At 34.4% G+C, this 20,348-nt stretch carries 19 protein-coding genes and 1 pseudogene; 7 read left to right on the forward strand and 13 right to left on the reverse strand.

Translation table 11 applies throughout. From position 1 onward, the window contains the following. The 4 genes from sov to queG form a co-directional block, all read right to left on the reverse strand. Positions 1-3,666: T9SS outer membrane translocon Sov/SprA (gene sov / locus KQA_RS20720; RefSeq protein ID WP_010179759.1), on the reverse strand; the 3,666-nt coding region annotated here is incomplete at its 3' end. 4 nt (positions 3,667-3,670) lie between these two features. Then, the gene (gene ruvA / locus KQA_RS0207730) at positions 3,671-4,252 is read right to left on the reverse strand and encodes a Holliday junction branch migration protein RuvA (RefSeq protein WP_010179761.1); all 582 of its coding nucleotides are present in this window, start codon (positions 4,250-4,252) and stop codon (positions 3,671-3,673) included. Positions 4,253-4,405: 153 nt separating this feature from the next. Further along, positions 4,406-6,679 carry an NADP-dependent malic enzyme gene (locus tag KQA_RS0207735; RefSeq protein WP_010179763.1) on the reverse strand — a complete coding sequence of 758 codons (2,274 nt, stop codon included), beginning with the start codon at positions 6,677-6,679 and terminating at the stop codon, positions 4,406-4,408. 539 nt (positions 6,680-7,218) lie between these two features. After that, a complete protein-coding gene (queG, locus tag KQA_RS0207740) occupies positions 7,219-8,145 on the reverse strand; it encodes a tRNA epoxyqueuosine(34) reductase QueG (RefSeq protein ID WP_010179765.1) in 927 nt (308 codons plus the stop codon). A 328-nt stretch (positions 8,146-8,473) separates the two neighbouring features. On the opposite strand from queG, the gene KQA_RS0207745 reads away from it, so the two are divergent. From KQA_RS0207745 to KQA_RS0207755, 3 genes are all read left to right on the forward strand, one after another. Beyond that, positions 8,474-9,280: a hypothetical protein gene (locus KQA_RS0207745; RefSeq protein ID WP_010179766.1), complete on the forward strand. Its 807-nt coding sequence runs from the start codon at positions 8,474-8,476 to the stop codon at positions 9,278-9,280. Positions 9,281-9,285: 5 nt separating this feature from the next. After that, positions 9,286-9,900 (forward strand): deoxynucleoside kinase, encoded by a 615-nt coding sequence (locus KQA_RS0207750; protein WP_010179769.1) that lies wholly within the window; start codon positions 9,286-9,288, stop codon positions 9,898-9,900. 68 nt (positions 9,901-9,968) lie between these two features. Beyond that, on the forward strand, positions 9,969-10,733 hold the full coding sequence (locus KQA_RS0207755) for a hypothetical protein (RefSeq protein WP_010179771.1): 765 nt from the start codon (positions 9,969-9,971) through the stop codon (positions 10,731-10,733). Here the strand turns inward: KQA_RS0207755 and KQA_RS0207760 are convergent. Continuing rightward, positions 10,730-11,878: a 3-deoxy-D-manno-octulosonic acid transferase gene (locus KQA_RS0207760; RefSeq protein ID WP_232285869.1), complete on the reverse strand. Its 1,149-nt coding sequence runs from the start codon at positions 11,876-11,878 to the stop codon at positions 10,730-10,732. The genes KQA_RS0207755 and KQA_RS0207760 overlap by 4 nt on opposite strands. 561 nt (positions 11,879-12,439) lie before the next feature. Here KQA_RS0207760 and KQA_RS0207765 point away from each other — a divergent pair. Together KQA_RS0207765 and KQA_RS0207775 are read left to right on the forward strand one after the other, a co-directional pair. Further along, positions 12,440-13,342: a M57 family metalloprotease gene (locus KQA_RS0207765; RefSeq protein WP_010179775.1), complete on the forward strand. Its 903-nt coding sequence runs from the start codon at positions 12,440-12,442 to the stop codon at positions 13,340-13,342. 297 nt (positions 13,343-13,639) lie between these two features. Continuing rightward, positions 13,640-14,533 (forward strand): M57 family metalloprotease, encoded by an 894-nt coding sequence (locus tag KQA_RS0207775; protein WP_010179776.1) that lies wholly within the window; start codon positions 13,640-13,642, stop codon positions 14,531-14,533. Positions 14,534-15,088: 555 nt separating this feature from the next. On the opposite strand, the gene KQA_RS0207780 is transcribed toward KQA_RS0207775, so the two are convergent. Further along, entirely contained in the window at positions 15,089-15,412 is a 324-nt protein-coding gene (locus KQA_RS0207780) for a type II toxin-antitoxin system RelE/ParE family toxin (protein WP_010179778.1), read from the reverse strand. Next, entirely contained in the window at positions 15,400-15,582 is a 183-nt protein-coding gene (locus KQA_RS0207785) for a hypothetical protein (protein WP_157366618.1), read from the reverse strand. Before KQA_RS0207785 ends, KQA_RS0207780 begins: the two co-directional genes overlap by 13 nt. 287 nt (positions 15,583-15,869) lie before the next feature. On the opposite strand from KQA_RS0207785, the gene KQA_RS0207790 reads away from it, so the two are divergent. Together KQA_RS0207790 and KQA_RS0207795 are read left to right on the forward strand one after the other, a co-directional pair. After that, the gene (locus tag KQA_RS0207790) at positions 15,870-16,127 is read left to right on the forward strand and encodes a hypothetical protein (protein WP_157366619.1); all 258 of its coding nucleotides are present in this window, start codon (positions 15,870-15,872) and stop codon (positions 16,125-16,127) included. Further along, positions 16,117-16,401 (forward strand): type II toxin-antitoxin system RelE/ParE family toxin, encoded by a 285-nt coding sequence (locus KQA_RS0207795; RefSeq protein WP_010179793.1) that lies wholly within the window; start codon positions 16,117-16,119, stop codon positions 16,399-16,401. The genes KQA_RS0207790 and KQA_RS0207795 overlap by 11 nt, the downstream gene beginning before the upstream one ends. A 421-nt stretch (positions 16,402-16,822) precedes the next feature. On the opposite strand, the gene KQA_RS0207800 is transcribed toward KQA_RS0207795, so the two are convergent. The 6 genes and pseudogenes from KQA_RS0207800 to KQA_RS20725 all read right to left on the reverse strand — a co-directional run. Beyond that, the gene (locus KQA_RS0207800) at positions 16,823-17,131 is read right to left on the reverse strand and encodes a hypothetical protein (protein WP_010179795.1); all 309 of its coding nucleotides are present in this window, start codon (positions 17,129-17,131) and stop codon (positions 16,823-16,825) included. Positions 17,132-17,138: 7 nt separating this feature from the next. Next, entirely contained in the window at positions 17,139-17,390 is a 252-nt protein-coding gene (locus tag KQA_RS0207805; RefSeq protein WP_157366620.1) for a hypothetical protein, read from the reverse strand. A gap of 200 nt (positions 17,391-17,590) precedes the next feature. Further along, a complete protein-coding gene (locus KQA_RS0207810) occupies positions 17,591-18,148 on the reverse strand; it encodes an REP-associated tyrosine transposase (protein ID WP_029209515.1) in 558 nt (185 codons plus the stop codon). A 689-nt stretch (positions 18,149-18,837) separates the two neighbouring features. Continuing rightward, positions 18,838-19,239 carry a hypothetical protein gene (locus tag KQA_RS0207815; RefSeq protein ID WP_029209516.1) on the reverse strand — a complete coding sequence of 134 codons (402 nt, stop codon included), beginning with the start codon at positions 19,237-19,239 and terminating at the stop codon, positions 18,838-18,840. 8 nt (positions 19,240-19,247) lie between these two features. Continuing rightward, positions 19,248-19,940, reverse strand: coding sequence for a hypothetical protein (locus KQA_RS0207820; protein WP_010179803.1), 693 nt, complete (start codon positions 19,938-19,940; stop codon positions 19,248-19,250). Further along, positions 19,852-20,348: pseudogene (locus tag KQA_RS20725) on the reverse strand (hypothetical protein); the annotation flags it as partial. The gene KQA_RS0207820 and the pseudogene KQA_RS20725, both read right to left, overlap by 89 nt.

Consider the following 20,348-nt stretch of genomic DNA (forward strand, 5'->3'; position numbering starts at 1 on the left):
ATTATTAATATCAATTGTATATTCAATATAATTATTAATCGTATTCATGGTATTATCACGATTCACATCTTCAACCGTGGGTATCGTACTGCTTCCTCTATTATCATTAGACACTTCTGTAAATGAATTCCCATCAATTCCATTAAACCTACGGTAACGATCTACAATACTTCCACCTGCTTGTAAAAAAGATTGGTAATTATCATTTGATGGATCTTCCGGGTTTCCGTTAGGTCCAAAAGCTATCGCTTCTTGATCATCTTTTAATCCATCAAAACCTGCATCCTGCAACGATCTTGCTCCTCCTTCGGTATCAAAAGCATACACCAAGGATTGATTTTGAGGCACCCTACCTATAGCAGCTCCTGCCACTCCATTACCATCAATATATTGGTTATTATTTGCCCCAAGTACAAAATTAGTCTCAGCTTCAGGTAAGCCATTTTCGTATTGTTTTCTTCCGTCTTTCAATACATCTTCACTAATATTTCCAATATTAAAAACAATTTTCCCACTATCATTTGCATTGTCTTTATAAGAATATGGATTTAACAACCAAAATTCTAAAAACTCAATATTAGCTTGCTCAAAATTAGTAGTAGTTAAGCCTCTGGTGATCCCTGCAAATTTTTGCTCCTTACTCACTACATTAAAACTATCATTATAATTATATGGTCCTTTTTCTTCGGGCCTGTAATGTAAATCAAATGTAAAAATGGCACGTGTTTGATTTTGTGCAATTTCTCGCTCTCTAAAAATTTCATTTATAAATACCCTTCGAGTTTCGGGCAATGAAATTTCATCGTTTGAAATTCCACTGGGCGCTCTATTACTATAAAAAACAGGATCAATACTGTACCAAGATAAGCCTGCTCTTTTTTCACCAGATTCTATACCTCCTGGAAGTTCTCCTCCAAAATTTAAAGGAGCACTGGATAATTCCCACGAAAGAGGCGACATTACACTAATTCTTGATTGTGAACCCTCAAAATCATCCACATACGATGTGATTTCCCCATTAAAATCAGCCGCATCTGGTGCATTAGCAAACAAATATGCGAACTCCCCCCTAAAAGAAAAGTTAGAAGGCGCTTCAGTATCTATGTTTGGTAATTTATTTACCATTCTTGTTAAAAAGGGTACTTCGGTAGAAAAATTAGTATTTAAACCCGCTATGGTATTATTTATGGGCTCAAAATTTAAATTTGATTTCTGAGTTAATGGACGCTCTCTTAAATTAATTAAGGTTCCTCCCAATACAAAATTTTCCGAAAATTTATGCTCTATATTTACCCCAGAATACCGCTTTACTTGCTGACCAAAAACCGCATTATTTTCGGTTGAAATATCAATAGGTGTATTGGAAGCCTTTAAGGCATCGTCTAAAATTTCCACACAACCAATTTGATAATTTACAGAAAAATCAATCCCCTCTTGTAATACTCTACCTCCCGCAGTAACGGTAACTGAACCTCGTGGCACATTAAATGCGCCTATACTAATACAATCTTGCCCAGAGGTTTTATAACGCCCTTTTAATTGAAATTTATTTTTATCCGCCTGTTCTAACTGCGCTTCTACTTTTGTTTCCGTATATAATTTATCAAAAACATATCTTTGCTGATCAGGCGTCCAATTTGCCCTAGCTGTATTACTAGTATCATATTCCTGATTTAAATTATTTGGATTACCACTCAAACGCCTGTATAAATGCTCCCCAAAAGGTTCAACTGTAGTAAAAATTATCCTCCCATTTTCGGGATCAACGGTTAAACCAGGAAAATAATCAAAAAAACCATCTCCTCCATTTACAGGATCATTGTTCGCATTTAACTTATCCATGTTAAATACTTTTAATAAGGTAGGACTATTTCCTAAACCATCATTTGGAGTTGGTCTGGGTATGATTACATCTGCATCATCAAATTTTGTTATGTAGTTTACAGGTGAAGGATCGGTATAAAGAATATTTAAATTAAAATCTTCCTGTGTTAAACGAAAAACGCCTAATCCATAGATATTTTTCATCATTAGATCCCAAACTGGCTCCGTTACAGTAATTTGTGTACTCTTCAACATTTTAACCACTAAGGCTTGTGTTAGTGACAAAGCTGGCTCTGGAGTTCCACCCGGAGTGGTTGGCGTTGTAGGATTAGCTATTCCGTTAGCACTGGTATTTGCTACACCGTCATTAGCAAATTCTCCTACTTGAAATACTTGCCCGTCTTTTGTGTATTGAAATGCTACCGCTAAAATCTCATCAGCATTCAACTTCTGATTTAATGAAATGTATCCTAACTGGGTATTTAAAGTATATTGATTTTCTGTCAATAAACGTGCATTTTCTAGCCTTGAGTAATCCGAACCTTCAACCGCCGTTATACCTCCTGGAATATTGAACGCATTAGTTGACTGACTAATATCTCTAATACTATTAGTTAGGTAACCTACTCCAGCTTGGGCTATTAAATTAGGATCAAACTGATTGTTTTCATTACGAGGCAAACTCTCGGCATTTACTCCTGGTCTTAAAAAACCTATAGGCACTGCTGCGGAATTTTCACCTAATCCAATGTTATCTAAATTTGATTCTCCTAAATCCTGTAGCGCGATTAAATTACGCGCACTTGTTAATCCTCGGGTATTATTTGATCTATTAGTTACCCAAACTTGAACTCTGGTAATCTGAATATTTGAATTGATAAATGGATACTGCGCTAACGATTTATCATAGGTATCCCTAAAATAATGAGATAAAAAGTAATGACGATTATCGTCATAATCTAAAGCAAATATTTCAAAATCATCCACTCTTCCTCCACCTTGAACACTCACCGAACGTGTATCCGACTTTTGCTCCGAAAATACCCCGGTAATCGTTGTTTTTCCAAATTGCAATTGTGCTTTAACACCAAATAGACTTTGCGCTCCTCTAATCAAAGAACTGTTCAATGGCATATTTACATTTCCTATTTCCAGTGCTTGTAAAATACTATCTTCATTAGGGTTATATCCTAATTTAAGTTGATTTTGAAAATCAAAGGTAGATTCTGTATCGTAGTTTGCTAATACCGATAGTCGTGTCCCGACATTCCCTTGTAAACTCAAACTAATACGCTGATCAAAATCAAACGTAAAATTACTTTGGTTTTGAGGTGAAAATGATGGATTATCTGTTTTGTTAAAAAGCAATCCCAAATCAACCTCAACAGAACCTTGAGGAATCAACTCAATTTCATTACTCCCAAAAATAGTTTCAAAAAAGCCTGAATTCACATAAAAAATAGGGAGTAAATTCTTTCTTTTTTCTTCTTCATCCACATCTTTTCCAGAAATGGCATTCACCTTTTCTTTAAAATAATCACGCATTTGCTCCTTACGGACCAATCTTTGAAATTCCTTTGGCGTTAAATACAGCGGATATCGTATACTGAATTCTCCTAAATTTTCAGAATACTTATACCTATCGGTAATGGGATCATATTCATACTTACTTTCGATACTATCTGGATCAGGTAGTGCCATATTAGTAAATGAATGCGTAGTACTTGTCGAATCTCGAACAGTTTCCTCTTTTTCTTGAGCAAAAACATTAGTACTGATAAGTATAAAAAGTCCTACAAAGACCGACCATACTCTATATTGTAAGTGGGTTATTCGTTGCAAATGATTATAATTTTTTAAGCGCTTGTTTAATCACATTCTCTACGGTTAGACTTTGGTCTAAAGTCAGAATTTTCTCAACTACTTTTTGAGCTATCTTTCTATTAAAGCCTAAAGTCTCTAATGCAGATAACGATTCTTCCTTCGTGGTATTGCCCGAAACTACAGAAACTTCATCAACTTCATGCAGTTTTAATACTTTATCCTTTAAATCCAGAATAACCCGTTGAGCTGTTTTAGCCCCTATTCCTTTTACAGATTGTATTGTTGATACGTCTGCTAAAGCTATGGCATCCTTTACTTGCTTTGGGTTTAAGGAAGACAACATTGTTCTGGCTATGCTAGCTCCTATGCCTGAAACAGATAACAACAATCTAAAAATGTCTCTTTCTGCTTTTTCCACAAAACCATAAAGTGTATGCGAATCTTCCTTAACTTGTAAGTGTGTATACAATTGAAGTAATTCATCATTTCCTATTAAAGAAAACGTATGCAGTGAAATATTCAAAAAATAACCAACTCCGTTACAATCAATTACAACTTCCGTTGGATTTTTTTCTACGAGCTTTCCTCTAATATGCGTTATCATAAAAATGAATGAAATTTAGTTTTCAAAAATAGTAAAATATTTGGCTCCAAAACTTTTTGTTTTTTTTAAGACTTTAGGCAAAAAAATGTAAATTATTTCCGACAAACATTTTGTTATAAAAATACGCACTTTAACCCAACAGACGTATTCAAACTAAGCCTGCTTTACTTGTGCATCAACCACTGCCACTGCTGTCATATTCACAATTTCCTCCACACTCGCTCCCAACTGTAAAATATGTACTGGCTTTTTCATTCCCATTAAAATGGGTCCAACCGAAGCTGCTCCATGCAACTCTTTTAACAACTTGTAGGTACTATTTGCCGCACTCAAATTTGGAAACACTAATGCATTCACCCTTTTGTTGACCAACTTTGAAAACGGAAAGCGTTCCTTAAGCATGTCATTATTTAAAGCAAAATCAGCCTGCACAGGTCCATCGACTAGCATATTAGGATAGGTTTTATGCAATAGATTCACCGCTTGGTTCACTTTTTCCACATCCGAATCCTTAGACCTACTAAAATTGGTATATGAAACCATTGCGATTACTGGATCAATCCCAAAAAATCGCGATGTAGCTGCTGTCATTCGGGTTATTTTTGCCAATTCTTTTGCCGAAGGATTGATATTGATTGAAGTGTCACTCACAAATAATGGCCCATAATCGGTAATCATTAAATTGGTCGCTGCCGCCCTACGAATACCTGGCGCTAAACCAATTAACTCAAGTACTGGCTTAATTACACGATTATAACTACGGGAATACCCCGAGAGCAATGCATCGGCATCTCCCATATTGACCATCATAGCACCAAAATAGTTACGCTCACGCATTAAACTTTCGGCATCATAATAAGTTATCCCCTTGCGCTGACGCTCTTGCCAATACTTTTTAGCATAGGCTGTTCGTTTTTCGGATTCATCTTCCGATTTTGGATCTATAATTATGACACCAGAGGTATTGAACTTTATTTCGTCCATTAATTCCAAAATCATTGCTTTATTCCCTAACAAAACAGGGATAGCAATTCCTTCTTCAAAAGCGATTTGTGCCGCTTTTAATACCTGTAGTTGATCTGCCTCCGCATACACTACCTTTTTAGGTTGCTGTTTGGCTCGATCAATAAGCAGTTCTATAAATTTATTATTATCCCCTAATCGGCTTAATAATTCTTGTTTGTACGCATTCCAATCATTAATTTGAATTTGGGCTACACCACTTTCAATCGCAGCTTTGGCTACGGCTACTGGGATTTCACCAATTAAACGCGGATCAAATGGTTTAGGAATAATGTAATCTTTTCCAAAAATCAACTTCGTTTTATTGTAAGCAATATTCACTTCTTCGGGTACTGGTTTTTTGGCCAACTCCGCCAATGCAACCACTGCTGCTTGCTTCATTTCTTCGTTAATAGCTGTTGCCCTCACATCTAGAGCCCCTCTAAAAATAAATGGAAAACCTAATACATTATTTACTTGATTCGGATGATCACTTCGACCTGTAGCCATAATAATATCCTTACGGGTTTTAACCGCCAAGTTATATTCAATTTCTGGATTAGGGTTTGCCATTGCAAACACAATAGGATCATTTGCCATGGAAAGCAACATGGCGGGGGTGACTAAATTTGCCATAGACAATCCTATGAATACATCGGCATTTTTCATAGCCTCTTCCAAAGTGTGCACATCCTTATCGGTAGCAAATTCTGCTTTTTGCGGGCTTAAGTTACCTCGATCCTTTCGAATCACCCCTTTACTATCCGTCATTACTATATTTTTACCCAAAGCCCCAAAAGACTTATACAACCTAGTACACGAAATAGCTGCCGCCCCCGCTCCACTTATTACGATATTGATATCGCTCATTTTTTTACCCACCAACTCACAGGCATTTAATAATGCTGCCGCAGAAATAATAGCTGTTCCGTGTTGATCATCGTGCATTACAGGAATATCTAATTCTTCCTTTAAACGACGCTCAATTTCAAAAGCCTCAGGAGCTTTGATATCCTCTAAATTGATCCCCCCAAAAGTAGGCGCAATATTTTTTACCGTTTCAATAAAAGCATCTACATTTTTAGTATCCACTTCAATATCAAAAACATCAATATCTGCAAAAATTTTAAACAACAAGCCTTTCCCTTCCATAACAGGTTTGGATGCCATGGCACCAATATCGCCCAAGCCCAAAACTGCCGTACCATTTGATATTACCGCTACCAAATTCCCTTTTGCCGTATATTTATACGCATCATTGTAATTTTTTTCGATCTCCAAACATGGTTCGGCAACTCCTGGCGAATAAGCCAATGATAAATCACGCTGTGTATCGTATTTTTTAGTAGGAACTACCTTTATTTTCCCTGGCGTGGGCTTTTCATGATAGTCTAATGCTTCTTGTTTCTTTTTTGCTGAATCCATGTTATTTTTTGTTACTGGCTGTTGGTTGTTAGTTAGCTGTTGGCTGTTAGTTGTTTATATAAATTATTTATTATTAACTCTATTTTCTTTCTTCTATATTCTATACTCTCTACCATATACTTTGCACTCAAAACTCTCAACACACAACTCTATACTCCATAATCTATTTTCTTTCTTCTATATTCTGTATTCTATACTCTCTACCATATACTTTGCATTCAAAACTCTCAACACACAACTCTATACTCCATAATCTATTTTCTTTCTTCTATATTCTGTATTCTATACTCTCTACCATATATTTTGCATTCAAAACTCTCAACACACAACTCTATACTCCATAATCTATTTTCTTTCTTCTATATTCTGTATTCTATACTCTCTACCATATACTTTGCATTCAAAACTCTCAACACACAACTCTATACTCCATAATCTATTTTCTTTCTTCTATATTCTCTATTCTTTATTCTATACTCTGCATTCTATACTCTCTATCATATACTCTCAACACACAACTCTCAACACACAACTAAAAATTATTCTTTTAAAAAATTAATATTTCGTGTTAATCCTTTATATTTTGTTCTTTTGACGGCAGATTTCTGAAACACTTTCGAAAAAACTTCTTGTGTGATCTCCAACCAATCCTTTTTTGTCATACTTAATAAATCTGGATGTGGATCAAACAAGGGTTCATTATGCGCTGTTGAAAAACGATTCCATGGACATACATCCTGACATACATCGCAACCAAACATCCATTGATCAAATTTACCTTGCATTGTGTTGGGCAAATTATCCTTTAACTCTATGGTAAAATAAGAAATACACTTACTCCCATCGACCACATAGGGCTCCACAATTGCTTGAGTTGGACAGGCATCAATACATGCTGTACAGCTTCCGCAATGATCCGTTACTGCATGATCCTCTGCCAATTCAATATCCAAAATTAATTCGGCAATAAAAAAAAATGAGCCCGATTGTTTTTGAATTAAATTGGTGTTTTTACCAATCCACCCCAAGCCACTTTTTTTGGCCCAAGCTTTATCCAAAACTGGTGCCGAATCCACAAAGGCTCGACCTCCTACCTCGCCTATTTCGGCCAATATAAAGTGATGTAACTCCTTTAATTTTGACTTAATTACATAGTGGTAATCCTGCCCATATGCATATTTCGAAATTTTAGGTGCCGCTGCATCTTCTTGTACTTTTTCGGGGTAATAATTGAGCAGTAAAGACACTACACTTTTGGCGCCTTCGACTAGTTTTGTGGGATCTAGTCGTTTGTCAAAATGATTTTCCATGTAGCGCATTTCGCCATGCATGTTGTTTTTTAACCATTTTTCTAATCTTGGTGCTTCTTCTTCTAAAAAACCTGCCTTACTAATACCACATGACATAAAGCCCAAACGGGCTGCTTCGGCTTTAATTAATTGGGCATTTTTTTGTTTGGAATCCATTTGGTTTGTCGAAAATACTGAAAGCTTCTAAAATATCAGAAATTCTTGCTGTTTTAAAATACGAATACTTGTTTATCCATCGTTACACTAACCTATTGTTTCTATAAATTTACATCTTATACCAATTCCGAAGTAATATGCTTATAATAAAATGGAAAAAGATTTTCGCTAGTTCCAGGCATAAAATTTCGGAATAGCCTTAGCTGTTATTAAATTTTATAACACAGAAATAGTAGAAAAGACTTATTATTTTAACGATCATATTACTTCAGAATTGGTATTATTACACTATAAACTTTTCAATATATTTGCTTAACTTCTCATTTAAATGCGATTCATTAAAATAGTTTTATACCTTTTATACTTTCTAGCGCAAGCGGGAAATGCACAGGATATGAACTTAAAGTTAATTGATAGCCTAGCTATTCCCAATAACGAATACACTAAATTTATTGGAGTTGACACCCACAATTTTCTTTTTTTTACCAAACACGAAATTGTAACTAAAACAGATGGCACCAACAAATGGGTATATACTAATTATGAATTAGGTGAACCCACGAGTGTTTCCATACTTAATCCGCTTCAAATTCTTATATTTTATAAAGAAACCAACACCTTAGTTTTTTTAGATCGTTTTTTAAATGAAACACAACGCATTGATTTGAATAGCATTTCCCCTTCTAAAATTATATTATGGGCCGAAAACACTAAAAATCAAGAGGCTTGGCTCCATAATGAAATTACTAATAGTTTAGAGTTTTACAATTACAAAAATAATAGTACGCGGAGCCAAACCATCCCTTTTTCGGAAAAACCTAGCTGCTTAACTGCCGATTTTAGTACCGCTTATGTGCTTTTTGACTCGCAACTATGCAGTTACAATATTTATGGCACCCAATTAAATTGTGCGCCTTCAAAAAAAATGGATAAAATTGTTTTAGCAGCTAATTATATTGTGGGGAGCACTCCTAACAAAAGTGAATTTCTATTTTTTGATACCACCTTAAAAACTGTTGGTTCATCTATAATTTTACAAAATAATTGGCAAGATTTTTCTGTAAGGAATGAAAAACTTTATATTTACAACGGAAGCAACGTTTACACGTACCAATTAATTTTATCTTCAAAATAACGACTATGCATATAGCTGTAGCAGGGAACATAGGCGCTGGAAAAACTAGCTTAACTGAACTTTTAGCCAAACATTTTAAATGGACTCCTTTGTATGAGGATGTTTTGGAAAATCCTTATTTAGAAGATTTTTACAACACCATGGATCGCTGGTCTTTTAATTTGCAGGTCTATTTTTTAAATAGCCGTTTTAGGCAAATTTTAGATATCCGAGCTTCGGGTAAACCGACCATTCAAGACCGAAGTATTTATGAAGATGCTTATATTTTTGCCCCCAATTTACATGCCATGGGATTAATGGCCAATCGTGATTTTGAAAATTACCGATCCCTATTTGACCTTATGGAAAGTGTGGTTGAAAAACCTGATCTACTGATTTACTTGCGCAGTAGTATTCCCAATTTGGTAAAGCAAATACACAACCGCGGACGTGATTACGAAAGTAGTATTTCCATTGATTACCTTAGTAAATTAAATGAACGTTACGAAGATTGGATTAAAGGCTATGACAAAGGCAACCTCCTTATTATTGATGTTGACAACCTTGATTTTGTAAATGAACCCGAAGATTTAGGCGAAGTTGTCCATAAGATTAATGCAAAGCTCAACGGTTTATTTTAGGAAGCTCCTCCTTTTTTAGTCATTTTTAAGCTACATTGTAGGTTACTATAATGTGATTGATATCAATTATGTCCGATTCGGTGTTAGCCTCCTATGAAAACAACTCTGGTTCCGATGCCTTGTACACGGGGCTACTTGCTACATTAAAACCCTCGGCCACTCAATTACTTATCCATTGTAATGACACACAAATTACGGATTGTATTAAACTCACCTTGCTGGACCTTTGTTTAAAACAAGTCATTCATATTAAAAAAAGCTCCCTTGTTTCACCAAACAAAAAGGAAAGTATTATTGAAACAGGCGCACAATTTAACACCTACCAAGCGGATTCATTTGAATACTATTTTACTAGAATTTTATCCCATAACATCACCTATCCGCTTCCTAATTACATTAAAAAAATTCATAGTGATCTACCTGATGATTATAGCTGTTATCAAAAAATAATTACCAGCGCCCAGACAACTGCCTATTTTAACAAGGGATGGTTTTGTCGGTTTTTTCAACTTACTAAACTAAACCCCAAAGGAAAAAAAGTAGCGGAACACCTTAACCAGTCCCTAGCTCATATTGACAACAATTTGGTTCAGCTTATTAACCAAAAACCGGCTGAAGCGACTACCTTAATTAAAAATTTAGGCGGAAATGTATTTTTATTGACTGCTTTAAATTTTGAAATATTTGAGCATTTAAAAACGGCGCTTTCCGCTATTGAACGTATTCACCAAGAGCTTCCCAAAATTTTAGATGTATTGTACCTAAGTGAAAACACCTATATTATTTCGGATATGTATGATTACTTTTCAAAACTACGTGAGCAACTCCGCTAGTCCTTATATGCTATTCCTGCAATAATGCTATCTGTTGCTCCAACTTGGCTTTGCACAAAATCTTTTGCTGCTTCCCCCATTTTTTTTCTTAGCGGTTCATTTGCCAACAAACCAAACAACACTTTTTTAAAACTTTCGGAATTGGTTACCACTTGTAAACCTCCATGTTTTTCCAAGGCCTTAGCCTCTGGGAATTTTTGTGTATTAGGACCTACCAAAATGGGCACTCCAAATACCGCCGGCTCCAAAATATTATGCATTCCGGTAGTTCCCATAGCTCCGCCTACGTACGCAATATCGGCTTGGCTATATATTTTTGTTAAATAGCCTATGGCATCAATAATTAACACCTTACTCAATGGATCCACCCCTTTGGAAAGTACACTTACATGCTGTTTTAATTTCTTTTTTAAATCCTTAATTTTTTCTGCTTTAATTTCATGCGGAGCAATAATAAAACACACGTTATCCGAACTTGTGTTAATTGCTTTTACAAAAGCGGCCTCGCAATCGGGCCAAGTGCTCCCCAAGACTACGCAGGTTCTGTTTTGCTTAAATTGTTTTACAAAATCCAATTCATTATCCATACTTAGTTGTGCATGTACCCGATCAAAACGTGTATCCCCACTTAGGCTAACATTAGTAAATCCATTGGATTGCAACACTTTTACTGATAATTGGTTTTGCACAAAAAAATGAGTTACCCGCTTTAAGGTCTTTTTAAAAAAACTTCCATACCATTTAAAATACCATTGATTTTTCCTAAAATTTGACGAAACAATATAAATAGGCACCTGCACTCCGTTAAGTGCTTTAAAATAGTTTTCCCAAAAATCATATTTAATAAAAAAAGCGGCTTTTGGCTGCACTGTTCCAACTAACAGTTTTGCATTTTGAGGCGTATCCATAGGCAAATACAATGCCCGATCAATTAAATGATGCTTCTTTTTAATTTCGTAACCCGAAGGTGAAAAAAAGGTAACTAAAATTTTATTGGTATCCGTTTTTATTTTTTCAATTAAAGGAACAGCTTGCTCAAATTCCCCTAATGAAGCACAATGAAACCACCACCAATCATTTCCTGAAAAATCTGCTGTTTGTAGTGTTTTTTTTGAATGAATTCGTCCCACTACAAATAATTTCATTTTAGGCGAAATTACGGTTAACAATGGCATTATAAATTCAAACAAATAAGCAAGTAAGTTGTATGGAATTCTCAAAATATAATCGTCTTTATTTTTTATCAAAAATACAATTCACAACGGGCTTATTCACTGTAATATCTTCAAAAAAAAATTAACATTTAAACGGTCTAATTCCCTGCAATTTGGTGTAGGGTCGACTAAACTATAAGAAAAAATTACCTATACACTTTGTAGCTATTGTTTTTATTTATAATTAACCCCTAGACAGCAAGGTAAGCACTAGCCAAAACCAAAAGATAATCTCCATTTTTTACTCCTATTCGTATTTTAAGAATGTTTTTTAAAAAAATGAAACAAGGGACAAATTCATCCCAAAAATTCACACAAAATTCTTATTAAAAAGCGTATATAAACTAGGTATAAAAATCAAGTTAAAGTCCTTTTTTTATTTGTTAATAAAATCACAAAACTCTGTTAAACAAAGGGATAAGCAGTAGGGTATTTAATTTTTGACACGTTTTTAAAACAGTATTAACTATTAACTTTTTAACAAATTACATTATGAATTTTTTTAAAAAACAAATGCGTTTTATTGCACCCGCTGTGGTCTCATTTTCGTTTTTTTTTGCTTCCTGCGAAAAAGAAAATGAAAATGAAAATGCTGTTACCGAAGCCGATGCGCAACCGCAAACACAATCTAAATTTTCCAATGACATCAATGCTAAATTGACTCAGCATTTATTTGATCCCGAAGAAACAGAGCTGGTTACTTTAAAATTACCCGATGGAACTACACAAAAAAGCTATGTGTACAATGACAAGTCCGTTGATCAAAGTACTATTGAAAACACCAAAATAGCCACAGATAAAGACATAGGCAAAGCTTGGCATTTATTTACAAGGGTTGCTCCTGGTAATAAAACCTATAACGTAGCTTTTGTTGATTTTAACCAACAGTTCCAACGCCAAGCTGCCGGGGATATGGTATGGTCTTTTAATAACCGATTACGAGCTTCGGTTAAACTTAGGCATCAATTTATACGTCCAAATCAAATGAATTCAACCCGAGCAGACATTTTTGTGTTTTTTGTAAGGGGAAGTGATTTACCTAGCTCTAAAGCCATTGCGATTGCTGAATTTCCACCTCACCCCGCTACACGATCTGGTCGAACTATTATGTTAAATGTGGACAAAGGAAACAACTTTAATACTCGTAATAAGTTAGCTACGCTATTAAAACACGAAGTATTGCATAATTTTGGAATTGAACACAGCGATTGGCGCACAAAAAGAAGTTGTGGGCAAATGAGAAATACCCCGAATCAAGGTGGACTTGTTCATATCCCTGGTACTGATAACTCAGGAAATTTGTTAAACTCCATAATGACTACTTGTGGCGTATTTGCTGGTGATTATACCAATGATGATATTTGGGGTATGCGTAATCTATTTGGTTTTAGGTAAACCAAACCTAAAATGTTATAGTATTGATTAGTCTTTAAAGTGGCTGATCTATATATTTATAAAAATGTCGCCTAGAAAATAAATTCTAGGCGATTTTTTTTGCCCATTTTTTAATACACAAATCTGTAGTAGCATTTACTAGTAAATCCTTAACACTAAGCCGAGTTTCTTTTATTAATCCCATAAGTCTTAAAAAAATAAAAAATAATTTAGAGAGGGGGGGGTAGGGTTTTCTAAATGTAAATCGTTTAACCTTTAACATTAATTTTTTAACAATTTACAATAAACATTAACCTTATGAAATCTTTCAAAAAGCAAATTCGATTTGTGATGCCGGCTGCGGTATTATTTTCAGTTTTATTTACTTCGTGCGAAAATGAAACTGAAATTTCTGAAGCTGAGCCGCAACCGCAAGCTCAAGCGCAATCCAAATTTTCCAATGACATTAGTGCTCAATTAACTAATCATTTATTTGACCCAGCAGAAACAGAGTTAGTTACTTTTACGTTACCCGATGGAACTACACAAAAAAGCTATGTATATAAAGACAAGGCTATTGATCAAAGTAGTATTGAAAATACAGAAACTATAGTAGATCAAGACTTAGCAAAAGCTTGGCAGGGTTTAGATTTAGCTCCTGGTAACAGAACCTATACCGTAGCTTTTGTTGATTTTAACCAACAGTTTCAACGCCAAGCTGCCGGTGATATGGTGTGGGCTTTTAATAACAGAATACGAGCTTCGGTTAAACTAAGACATATATTCATACGACCAGACCAATGGGGTGCTACTCGAGCAGATATTTTTGTGTTTTATGTGAACCAAAGCTCATTACCTGCTGATAACATAATTGCGATTGCTGATTTTCCTAATATAGATAGAACACGCGCTGGGAGAACCATTATGATCAACGCCCAGCGAGTAGGTAATTTTAGCAATCGCAATAGCTTAGCTACATTATTAAAGCACGAAGTATTACATAATTTTGGTATACGCCATAACGATTGGAGAACTTTGAGAAGTTGTGGAGAAATGAGAAATAGCAGGAATGGTGGTGGACTTATTCACATCCCTGGCACTAACAATTCTGGTGATTTTACCAACTCCATAATGACCACTTGTGGTTTTGGAACTAGTGGTTATTCCGATGATGATATTCGTGGAATGCGTAATTTATATGGTTTTCAATAGACCCTAAATTTTATGACACAGATCAGTTTTTAATGAACTGACAATATTTACAAAAATATCGCCTAGAACATATTGTTCTGGGCGATATTTTTCTATTAGTATTTTTTGTAGACATAGCTTTGTTTGATTTACTGTGTTGGCACCCGTCACAGAGTCAAGTAGGCACAGGGAATTTCACCCCATACCTCTCACAGAACCGTACGGTGACAGTCTCCCATCATACGGCTCTTATTGTACAGCCTATACACTTGGTTTTGACAGCAAGTACTGCTTTCTCGAAGCTTCATCGGTAGGTTCGCTTTCGCTCATCTCTTTTATTCTTACCTGACTCTTTTCAAAGCCTTTTCCTTTCTCGCTTCACACCTGCAGATTACTCCACCAGCGTCAGAAAGGTAGTTTGACACCTGCTCCTGTAAGCCGATATCGGTAGACCTACTACCATCTTATTTTTAGTTACGATCATCTTGTAATGACCTCACAGCACACCAAGCGCTAGCGGGGCGGTCAGTCATTCGAGCGCGAGGGGGAACAAGCAGGAACCAGAAATACTATTTTTCATTTATTCTTGCTAGGGTTTTGTCTTGTATCGAATACTCTAACAATATAAATATTTTCTCTACCAACTCTATATGTAATTTTACAATGATTACTTATTAACTTCCTGTAATCATATTTTAGATGTAGAAAAGCTCCATCTACTTGACCATACTCAGTTACATTAATTACAGAACTTTCTAAAATATCAGTACTTTCTCTAAGGTTTGTAGCTATTTTTAATGCTTTATCTGCTCCATAAAGCTTCAAATTGAATTTAGTTACTTTCTCTAAATCTTTGGAAGCTCTCTTGGTCCAAACAACTGATTTTATTACTTCACCCAATTTTCAATCATTTTCTGCATTTCCGACTGACTGTATAAATTGCCATTCTTGATGTCTTCTTCCCCTTCTTTAATCATTTTGTCTAAATGACGTTGGTTCTTATAAGCTTTAATAAGACTGTACAAGCTTTTTAAAGAACTATCTTCTTCATTCTTTATTAACTCCAACATTTCTTGTCTCATTTCTAATACTCTCATAATACAGATATCACTATTATTACAAATATAATCAATTCAAAATAGCTTTTTTGTTTTATTCTCCTTGCCTGTAATTCCGTACTTCATAATCTATTATTCACAAAAAAAGTTACCTATTTTTTACATTAAATAATTTTCTTTGTTTTGGTTCACGAACGGTCGCTAGCGAATACATGAACAAGCAGGAATATTGTACTCATTTTTATGTAAAACTTCAAAATAGCCTTAGGCTATTCGTGAATTTTGTATCTTTGTTACACATGGATATTCAAGCTGAAAAATATCATCTAATTCAACAAATTGTAAATCTTCAAGATAAGAATATCATCAGTAAGTTAAAAGAACTTCTTAATTCTCAATCTACTACTACTGATTGGTATGATGAATTAACTTTATCACAAAAAACAGCTATTGAAAAAAGTCTTAAACAAGCTGATAATGGGGAAACAATTCCTCATTCTGTAGTCAAAAAACAAATAAGACAAAAAATACAACAGCTTAAGAAGAATGCAAGTTAGTTGGACACCTTTAGCTATTGAATCTTATGAAAATATTATCGATCAATTAATAGTTGATTGGAATATTGATATCATTGAAAGATTTGAAAATCAAGTAGAATATTTGATTGATCGTATTGAGAATCATAATCACATTTGTCCTAAATCTAATATTGATAATCTTCATAAATGTATTATTAATAAACAAAGCTCTTTAATTTACAGAGTTAAAAACAACAACTGTACTATTGAAATTATACTTTTTGTATTCAACAAAAGTGAGCACATCTTTTAAAATCATTACTGAACTACCTACCTACAAAAAATGGCACAAATAATCTAAGCCTCTTTTTATATTTATTATTTAATAATTTCATTTCCATTTGTAGAGATACAAAAGCTAGACTGGATTATTATTGATAACAATAAAAGCTACTCTTTTTTATTGAATAGCTTTGTTTGATTATCGCTATCGGCACAGATTGGACTACCCAGTAAATTTGGTATAAATCACTAAGCGACTTTTATTATAATTTTCTGAATGCGCCTCATAATCTATTATACACAAAAAAACTACCTAATTTTTACATTAGATAGCTTTCTTTTATTTATATCATTCTTTTATTTTGGTTCACGAGTGAGACGCTCTCGCCAGCAGGGGATTGAGGGAAACTGAAAAAGCAATGATTATACAATCACTGCTTGTTTCAAATTAATTATAAATTTTGTAATACTTTTTTTAATTCTTTAGGATCTCTCTTATTATTCCAAAAAAGTAATAATTCAATTCTGTTCTCTTTCTGATTTATATCAAAAAATAGCGTTGTTTGTTTTGACACAACCACACTTCTTATTTGACTTTTTTTTGAAATTCTACCTTCTAATTTACCTGCCTTTAATACTTCAAGTTTACTATTAACTAGTAATGTAAATTTCTTAACTTCTTCTAAATTCCATTTTACTAAAATAAACTCAAGTTCTTCGGTATAGCTAATTTTAGCTTTTTTACCCCAAATAACATCCATTTTTTCTCTAGTCAGTGATATTAAATTTCTGATTTATTTCAGACATCACTTGTTTGTGTGAAAAGAAATCTCCATTACTAATATCTTTTCTGCTTTCAAATAATAAATCTTGTATATCTACAGGAAGTTCATCATAAAAATCAACATCTTTATTTTCTTCTCTGTAACTTTCAAAAACAGCCTTCACTATTCTCAACACCTTTTCATCAGCATCAATCATATACCGGTTTATTGTATTTTTCAACTCTGCTGCTCCCATAATAATGCTATTATAAACTATTACAAATATAATCAATTCAAAACCCATTCCATAACATTACAAAAGCGGATGAAAATTATCCACGATACTATGCAAGTCTTCTAAATCATTTTCTTGATACGTTTCGGCAGACGATATGTAGTGATGACCTGCGAAAAATATTACATTAAATACATTTTACACCTTATGTCTCAAAATAATTAACCTAAAAAACCAGTACCATCTATTTCTAAAACCGTATGATCATCTTGATAATTCCGAGCACTACTGTATTTCCAATCTTCGGGATTTACAACTAAACCACTTTCAACTGGATTATTATGTATGTAATCTAACTTTTGTTTGATAACCGATGGAGTCCATAATTCTATTGGCTTATTATGATGCTGCCAAAATTGATACTTTAACACATTTCCTTTTTCTTTTCCTGCTTTTTTAAACATCCAGAGCAACCATTCTTTCCTACTCTCTTGCTGATTTTCTTCAATAACTTTAAGAAGTTTTCTTGAAGTAAAACCTTTAAAATCTCTCAATAATTCTGATGGATTATCTTCTGAAGCTCTAAATAACAAATTCACATGACTTGGCATAAAACAATAACCATACAGCTCCATTCCTTTTTGTTGCCTACAATAATCTAAACTTTCTGCTAGTACAGTAAAATATTTTTCTCTGATAAATACATCTATCCAATATACCGTAGCAAAACTTACAAAATACAGACCTGATTTATTATGAAATTTATAATTTCTACTCATAACCAACAAAATACAAAAAGCTACTTAATTTTTTAGATAGCTTTTTATAGTCTATATCCGTTGCCTGACTCTCTTTGTTGCTACTAGCGTGACGCTAGCAGTAGCGCTCTGTTTTTTATTTATTTCTGCTAGCGGCAGCGGGGATGAAGATGCAACTATGGTCTTTAGAATGATTGATAAAATGCTTACCTCCAAAAAATTTAAAGAATTCTTTGATAAAAATATGGCTTCGCTTTAAAACTAAAAGCTACTCTATTTCTAAAAGTAGCTTTGTTTTACTATCGTTGTTGGCACAGATTGCAAATCTGCGCTATCACTTTTGTTTTTTATTCTTTAAATCCGAGCGGTCGGGTGCGGTGACCGTTATGCTTATCCCAAAATTCCTCGATATCTTGGTTTTGACAGTAAGTACCGCTTTCTCGACGCTTCTTCGATAGGTTCGCTTTCGCTCATCTCTTTTACTTATACTTGACTCCTAAATGAAGCCTTTTCCTTTCTCGCTTCACACCAATAGATTACTCCATCAGCATCAGAAAGGTAGTTTGATACCTGCTCCTGTAAGCCGATATCGGTAGACCTACTACCATCTTATTTTCAGTTACGAGAATCTTACGATCCTCTCACAGCACACCGAGCGCGAACTGGGAATTCTCTGCAAAATTGACTTTATTCATCGAAAACTTTTTATGTTAATTTTTATTTTTTAAACTTTTAAAGTATTTGTCATATTCGTATGAATAATGCTTTTGATAATGACTGTCATAATCAAACTGAAAAATACTACCATCCTTCTTATATAAATTAACTGTAAGATCTCCTTTCTTCTTAAAAATTGAATCCCCAATATCCATTAATTTGTAAAAATCACTATTAATACTAATAGCTTTATTATCAATATAAAAAGCCCTTATACTATGGTTTTCTTTTTGGATTTCTTTTTTTATTATTATACCTGAATAACTCTCATTTTGCTTTTCGACATACATTTCTTCAAACCAATTTCTAGAATCAAAAATTAACAACCCTACTATTCCTAAAACTAAAATAAAAAGTATTGACTTTGAAAATAAATCCAATTTAATTGTTTCCATATGATTTATCAAAAATTAAAAAATGTCCATGTTTTTGATCTAAAAATAGAGCCTCCTAACTGTAGTTTTGTTGGCACTTGAGGTGCTATTGAACCTGAGCCTGTTAAATATCCCCTCTCACCACTTCCATAACCTCTATATGCCTGGCTACCATTTTGATCAAAATTACCTGATTGACTAGCTCCAAAAATAGTAACACTTGCTTCCCAACCAGCACCTGCTCCCCTAAAATCATCAATCAAAAATTGTTGATTTTGAGTAGGTGTAATAATACCTGAATTAAAACCAAAACCAGCTCCAAAACCAGCATGACCCGAAATTGTAAAAAATAATGAAGAACTTCCTGTTCCATCCGTAACGAAACCTAACTCGAATCCTAATCCACCACCTAGGACTCCACTCATAGAAATGCTTTTATATGAACCACCATTAGTCTCTATGAACTCCCTAACGGTTTTAGCTGTTTTAACAGCCTGCTTTTGCAAACGTTTTTGCCTTCTTGCAGCTTGTCTTGCTTTATCAGGAGGACCAGTAAACCTATGCGCCACATGATTTAACCCCGCAGCAATTACACCATTCCTAAAACCATCAGCAAAACTACCTCCAGCTATTTCAGATGCTATTCCTCCAGTTACTCCAGCCGCTCCTATAGTTAAAAATGGCGAAGCTCCTTCCCCTAAAAGTGATGCTACCAGATCCAATAAAACCACTTGCAAATCCTGCCAATGCTCCTTCTGGACCTGCACCTTGTATCATAGCCATTGTTGCCCCACTAAGTCCATGAAGTATTCCTCTTGCAAATCCTTTGGCTACTAAATTCCCTATTCCACCTGTGGCACTACCGATTCCAAAGCTGACAACTCCACTTATAGCTCCAAATAAAGCTGCTGAACCAGCTCCATCAAAGAAACCTTGACCATTCGCTAAGTTGTTAATACCATTAACAGCAACTCCAACACCAGCTCCTATTGCTGCAAATTTTCCAACAATTAATGCGGCTGCTAAAAACGCTATCTCCCCAGAGGGATCATTATATTTAAGTGGATTATTCCATACATAGCCATACCTGTTAAAACTTTGGGTATTAAACGGGTCTTGTATAAAATTAT

Source organism: Aquimarina agarilytica ZC1 (genome assembly GCF_000255455.1).
Lineage (GTDB): Bacteria > Bacteroidota > Bacteroidia > Flavobacteriales > Flavobacteriaceae > Aquimarina > Aquimarina agarilytica.

What these genes read in the sequence shown, in the direction of transcription:
- ruvA (WP_010179761.1), bottom strand. Translation starts at nt 4,252, where the DNA reads ATGATAACGCATATTAGAGGAAAGCTCGTAGAAAAAAATCCAACGGAA.
- KQA_RS0207735 (WP_010179763.1), bottom strand. Translation starts at nt 6,679, where the DNA reads ATGGATTCAGCAAAAAAGAAACAAGAAGCATTAGACTATCATGAAAAG.
- queG (WP_010179765.1), bottom strand. Translation starts at nt 8,145, where the DNA reads ATGGATTCCAAACAAAAAAATGCCCAATTAATTAAAGCCGAAGCAGCC.
- KQA_RS0207745 (WP_010179766.1), top strand. Translation starts at nt 8,474, where the DNA reads ATGCGATTCATTAAAATAGTTTTATACCTTTTATACTTTCTAGCGCAA.
- KQA_RS0207750 (WP_010179769.1), top strand. Translation starts at nt 9,286, where the DNA reads ATGCATATAGCTGTAGCAGGGAACATAGGCGCTGGAAAAACTAGCTTA.
- KQA_RS0207755 (WP_010179771.1), top strand. Translation starts at nt 9,969, where the DNA reads ATGTCCGATTCGGTGTTAGCCTCCTATGAAAACAACTCTGGTTCCGAT.
- KQA_RS0207760 (WP_232285869.1), bottom strand. Translation starts at nt 11,878, where the DNA reads ATGAAATTATTTGTAGTGGGACGAATTCATTCAAAAAAAACACTACAA.
- KQA_RS0207765 (WP_010179775.1), top strand. Translation starts at nt 12,440, where the DNA reads ATGAATTTTTTTAAAAAACAAATGCGTTTTATTGCACCCGCTGTGGTC.
- KQA_RS0207775 (WP_010179776.1), top strand. Translation starts at nt 13,640, where the DNA reads ATGAAATCTTTCAAAAAGCAAATTCGATTTGTGATGCCGGCTGCGGTA.
- KQA_RS0207785 (WP_157366618.1), bottom strand. Translation starts at nt 15,582, where the DNA reads ATGTTGGAGTTAATAAAGAATGAAGAAGATAGTTCTTTAAAAAGCTTG.
- KQA_RS0207790 (WP_157366619.1), top strand. Translation starts at nt 15,870, where the DNA reads ATGGATATTCAAGCTGAAAAATATCATCTAATTCAACAAATTGTAAAT.
- KQA_RS0207795 (WP_010179793.1), top strand. Translation starts at nt 16,117, where the DNA reads ATGCAAGTTAGTTGGACACCTTTAGCTATTGAATCTTATGAAAATATT.
- KQA_RS0207800 (WP_010179795.1), bottom strand. Translation starts at nt 17,131, where the DNA reads ATGGATGTTATTTGGGGTAAAAAAGCTAAAATTAGCTATACCGAAGAA.
- KQA_RS0207805 (WP_157366620.1), bottom strand. Translation starts at nt 17,390, where the DNA reads ATGGGAGCAGCAGAGTTGAAAAATACAATAAACCGGTATATGATTGAT.
- KQA_RS0207810 (WP_029209515.1), bottom strand. Translation starts at nt 18,148, where the DNA reads ATGAGTAGAAATTATAAATTTCATAATAAATCAGGTCTGTATTTTGTA.
- KQA_RS0207815 (WP_029209516.1), bottom strand. Translation starts at nt 19,239, where the DNA reads ATGGAAACAATTAAATTGGATTTATTTTCAAAGTCAATACTTTTTATT.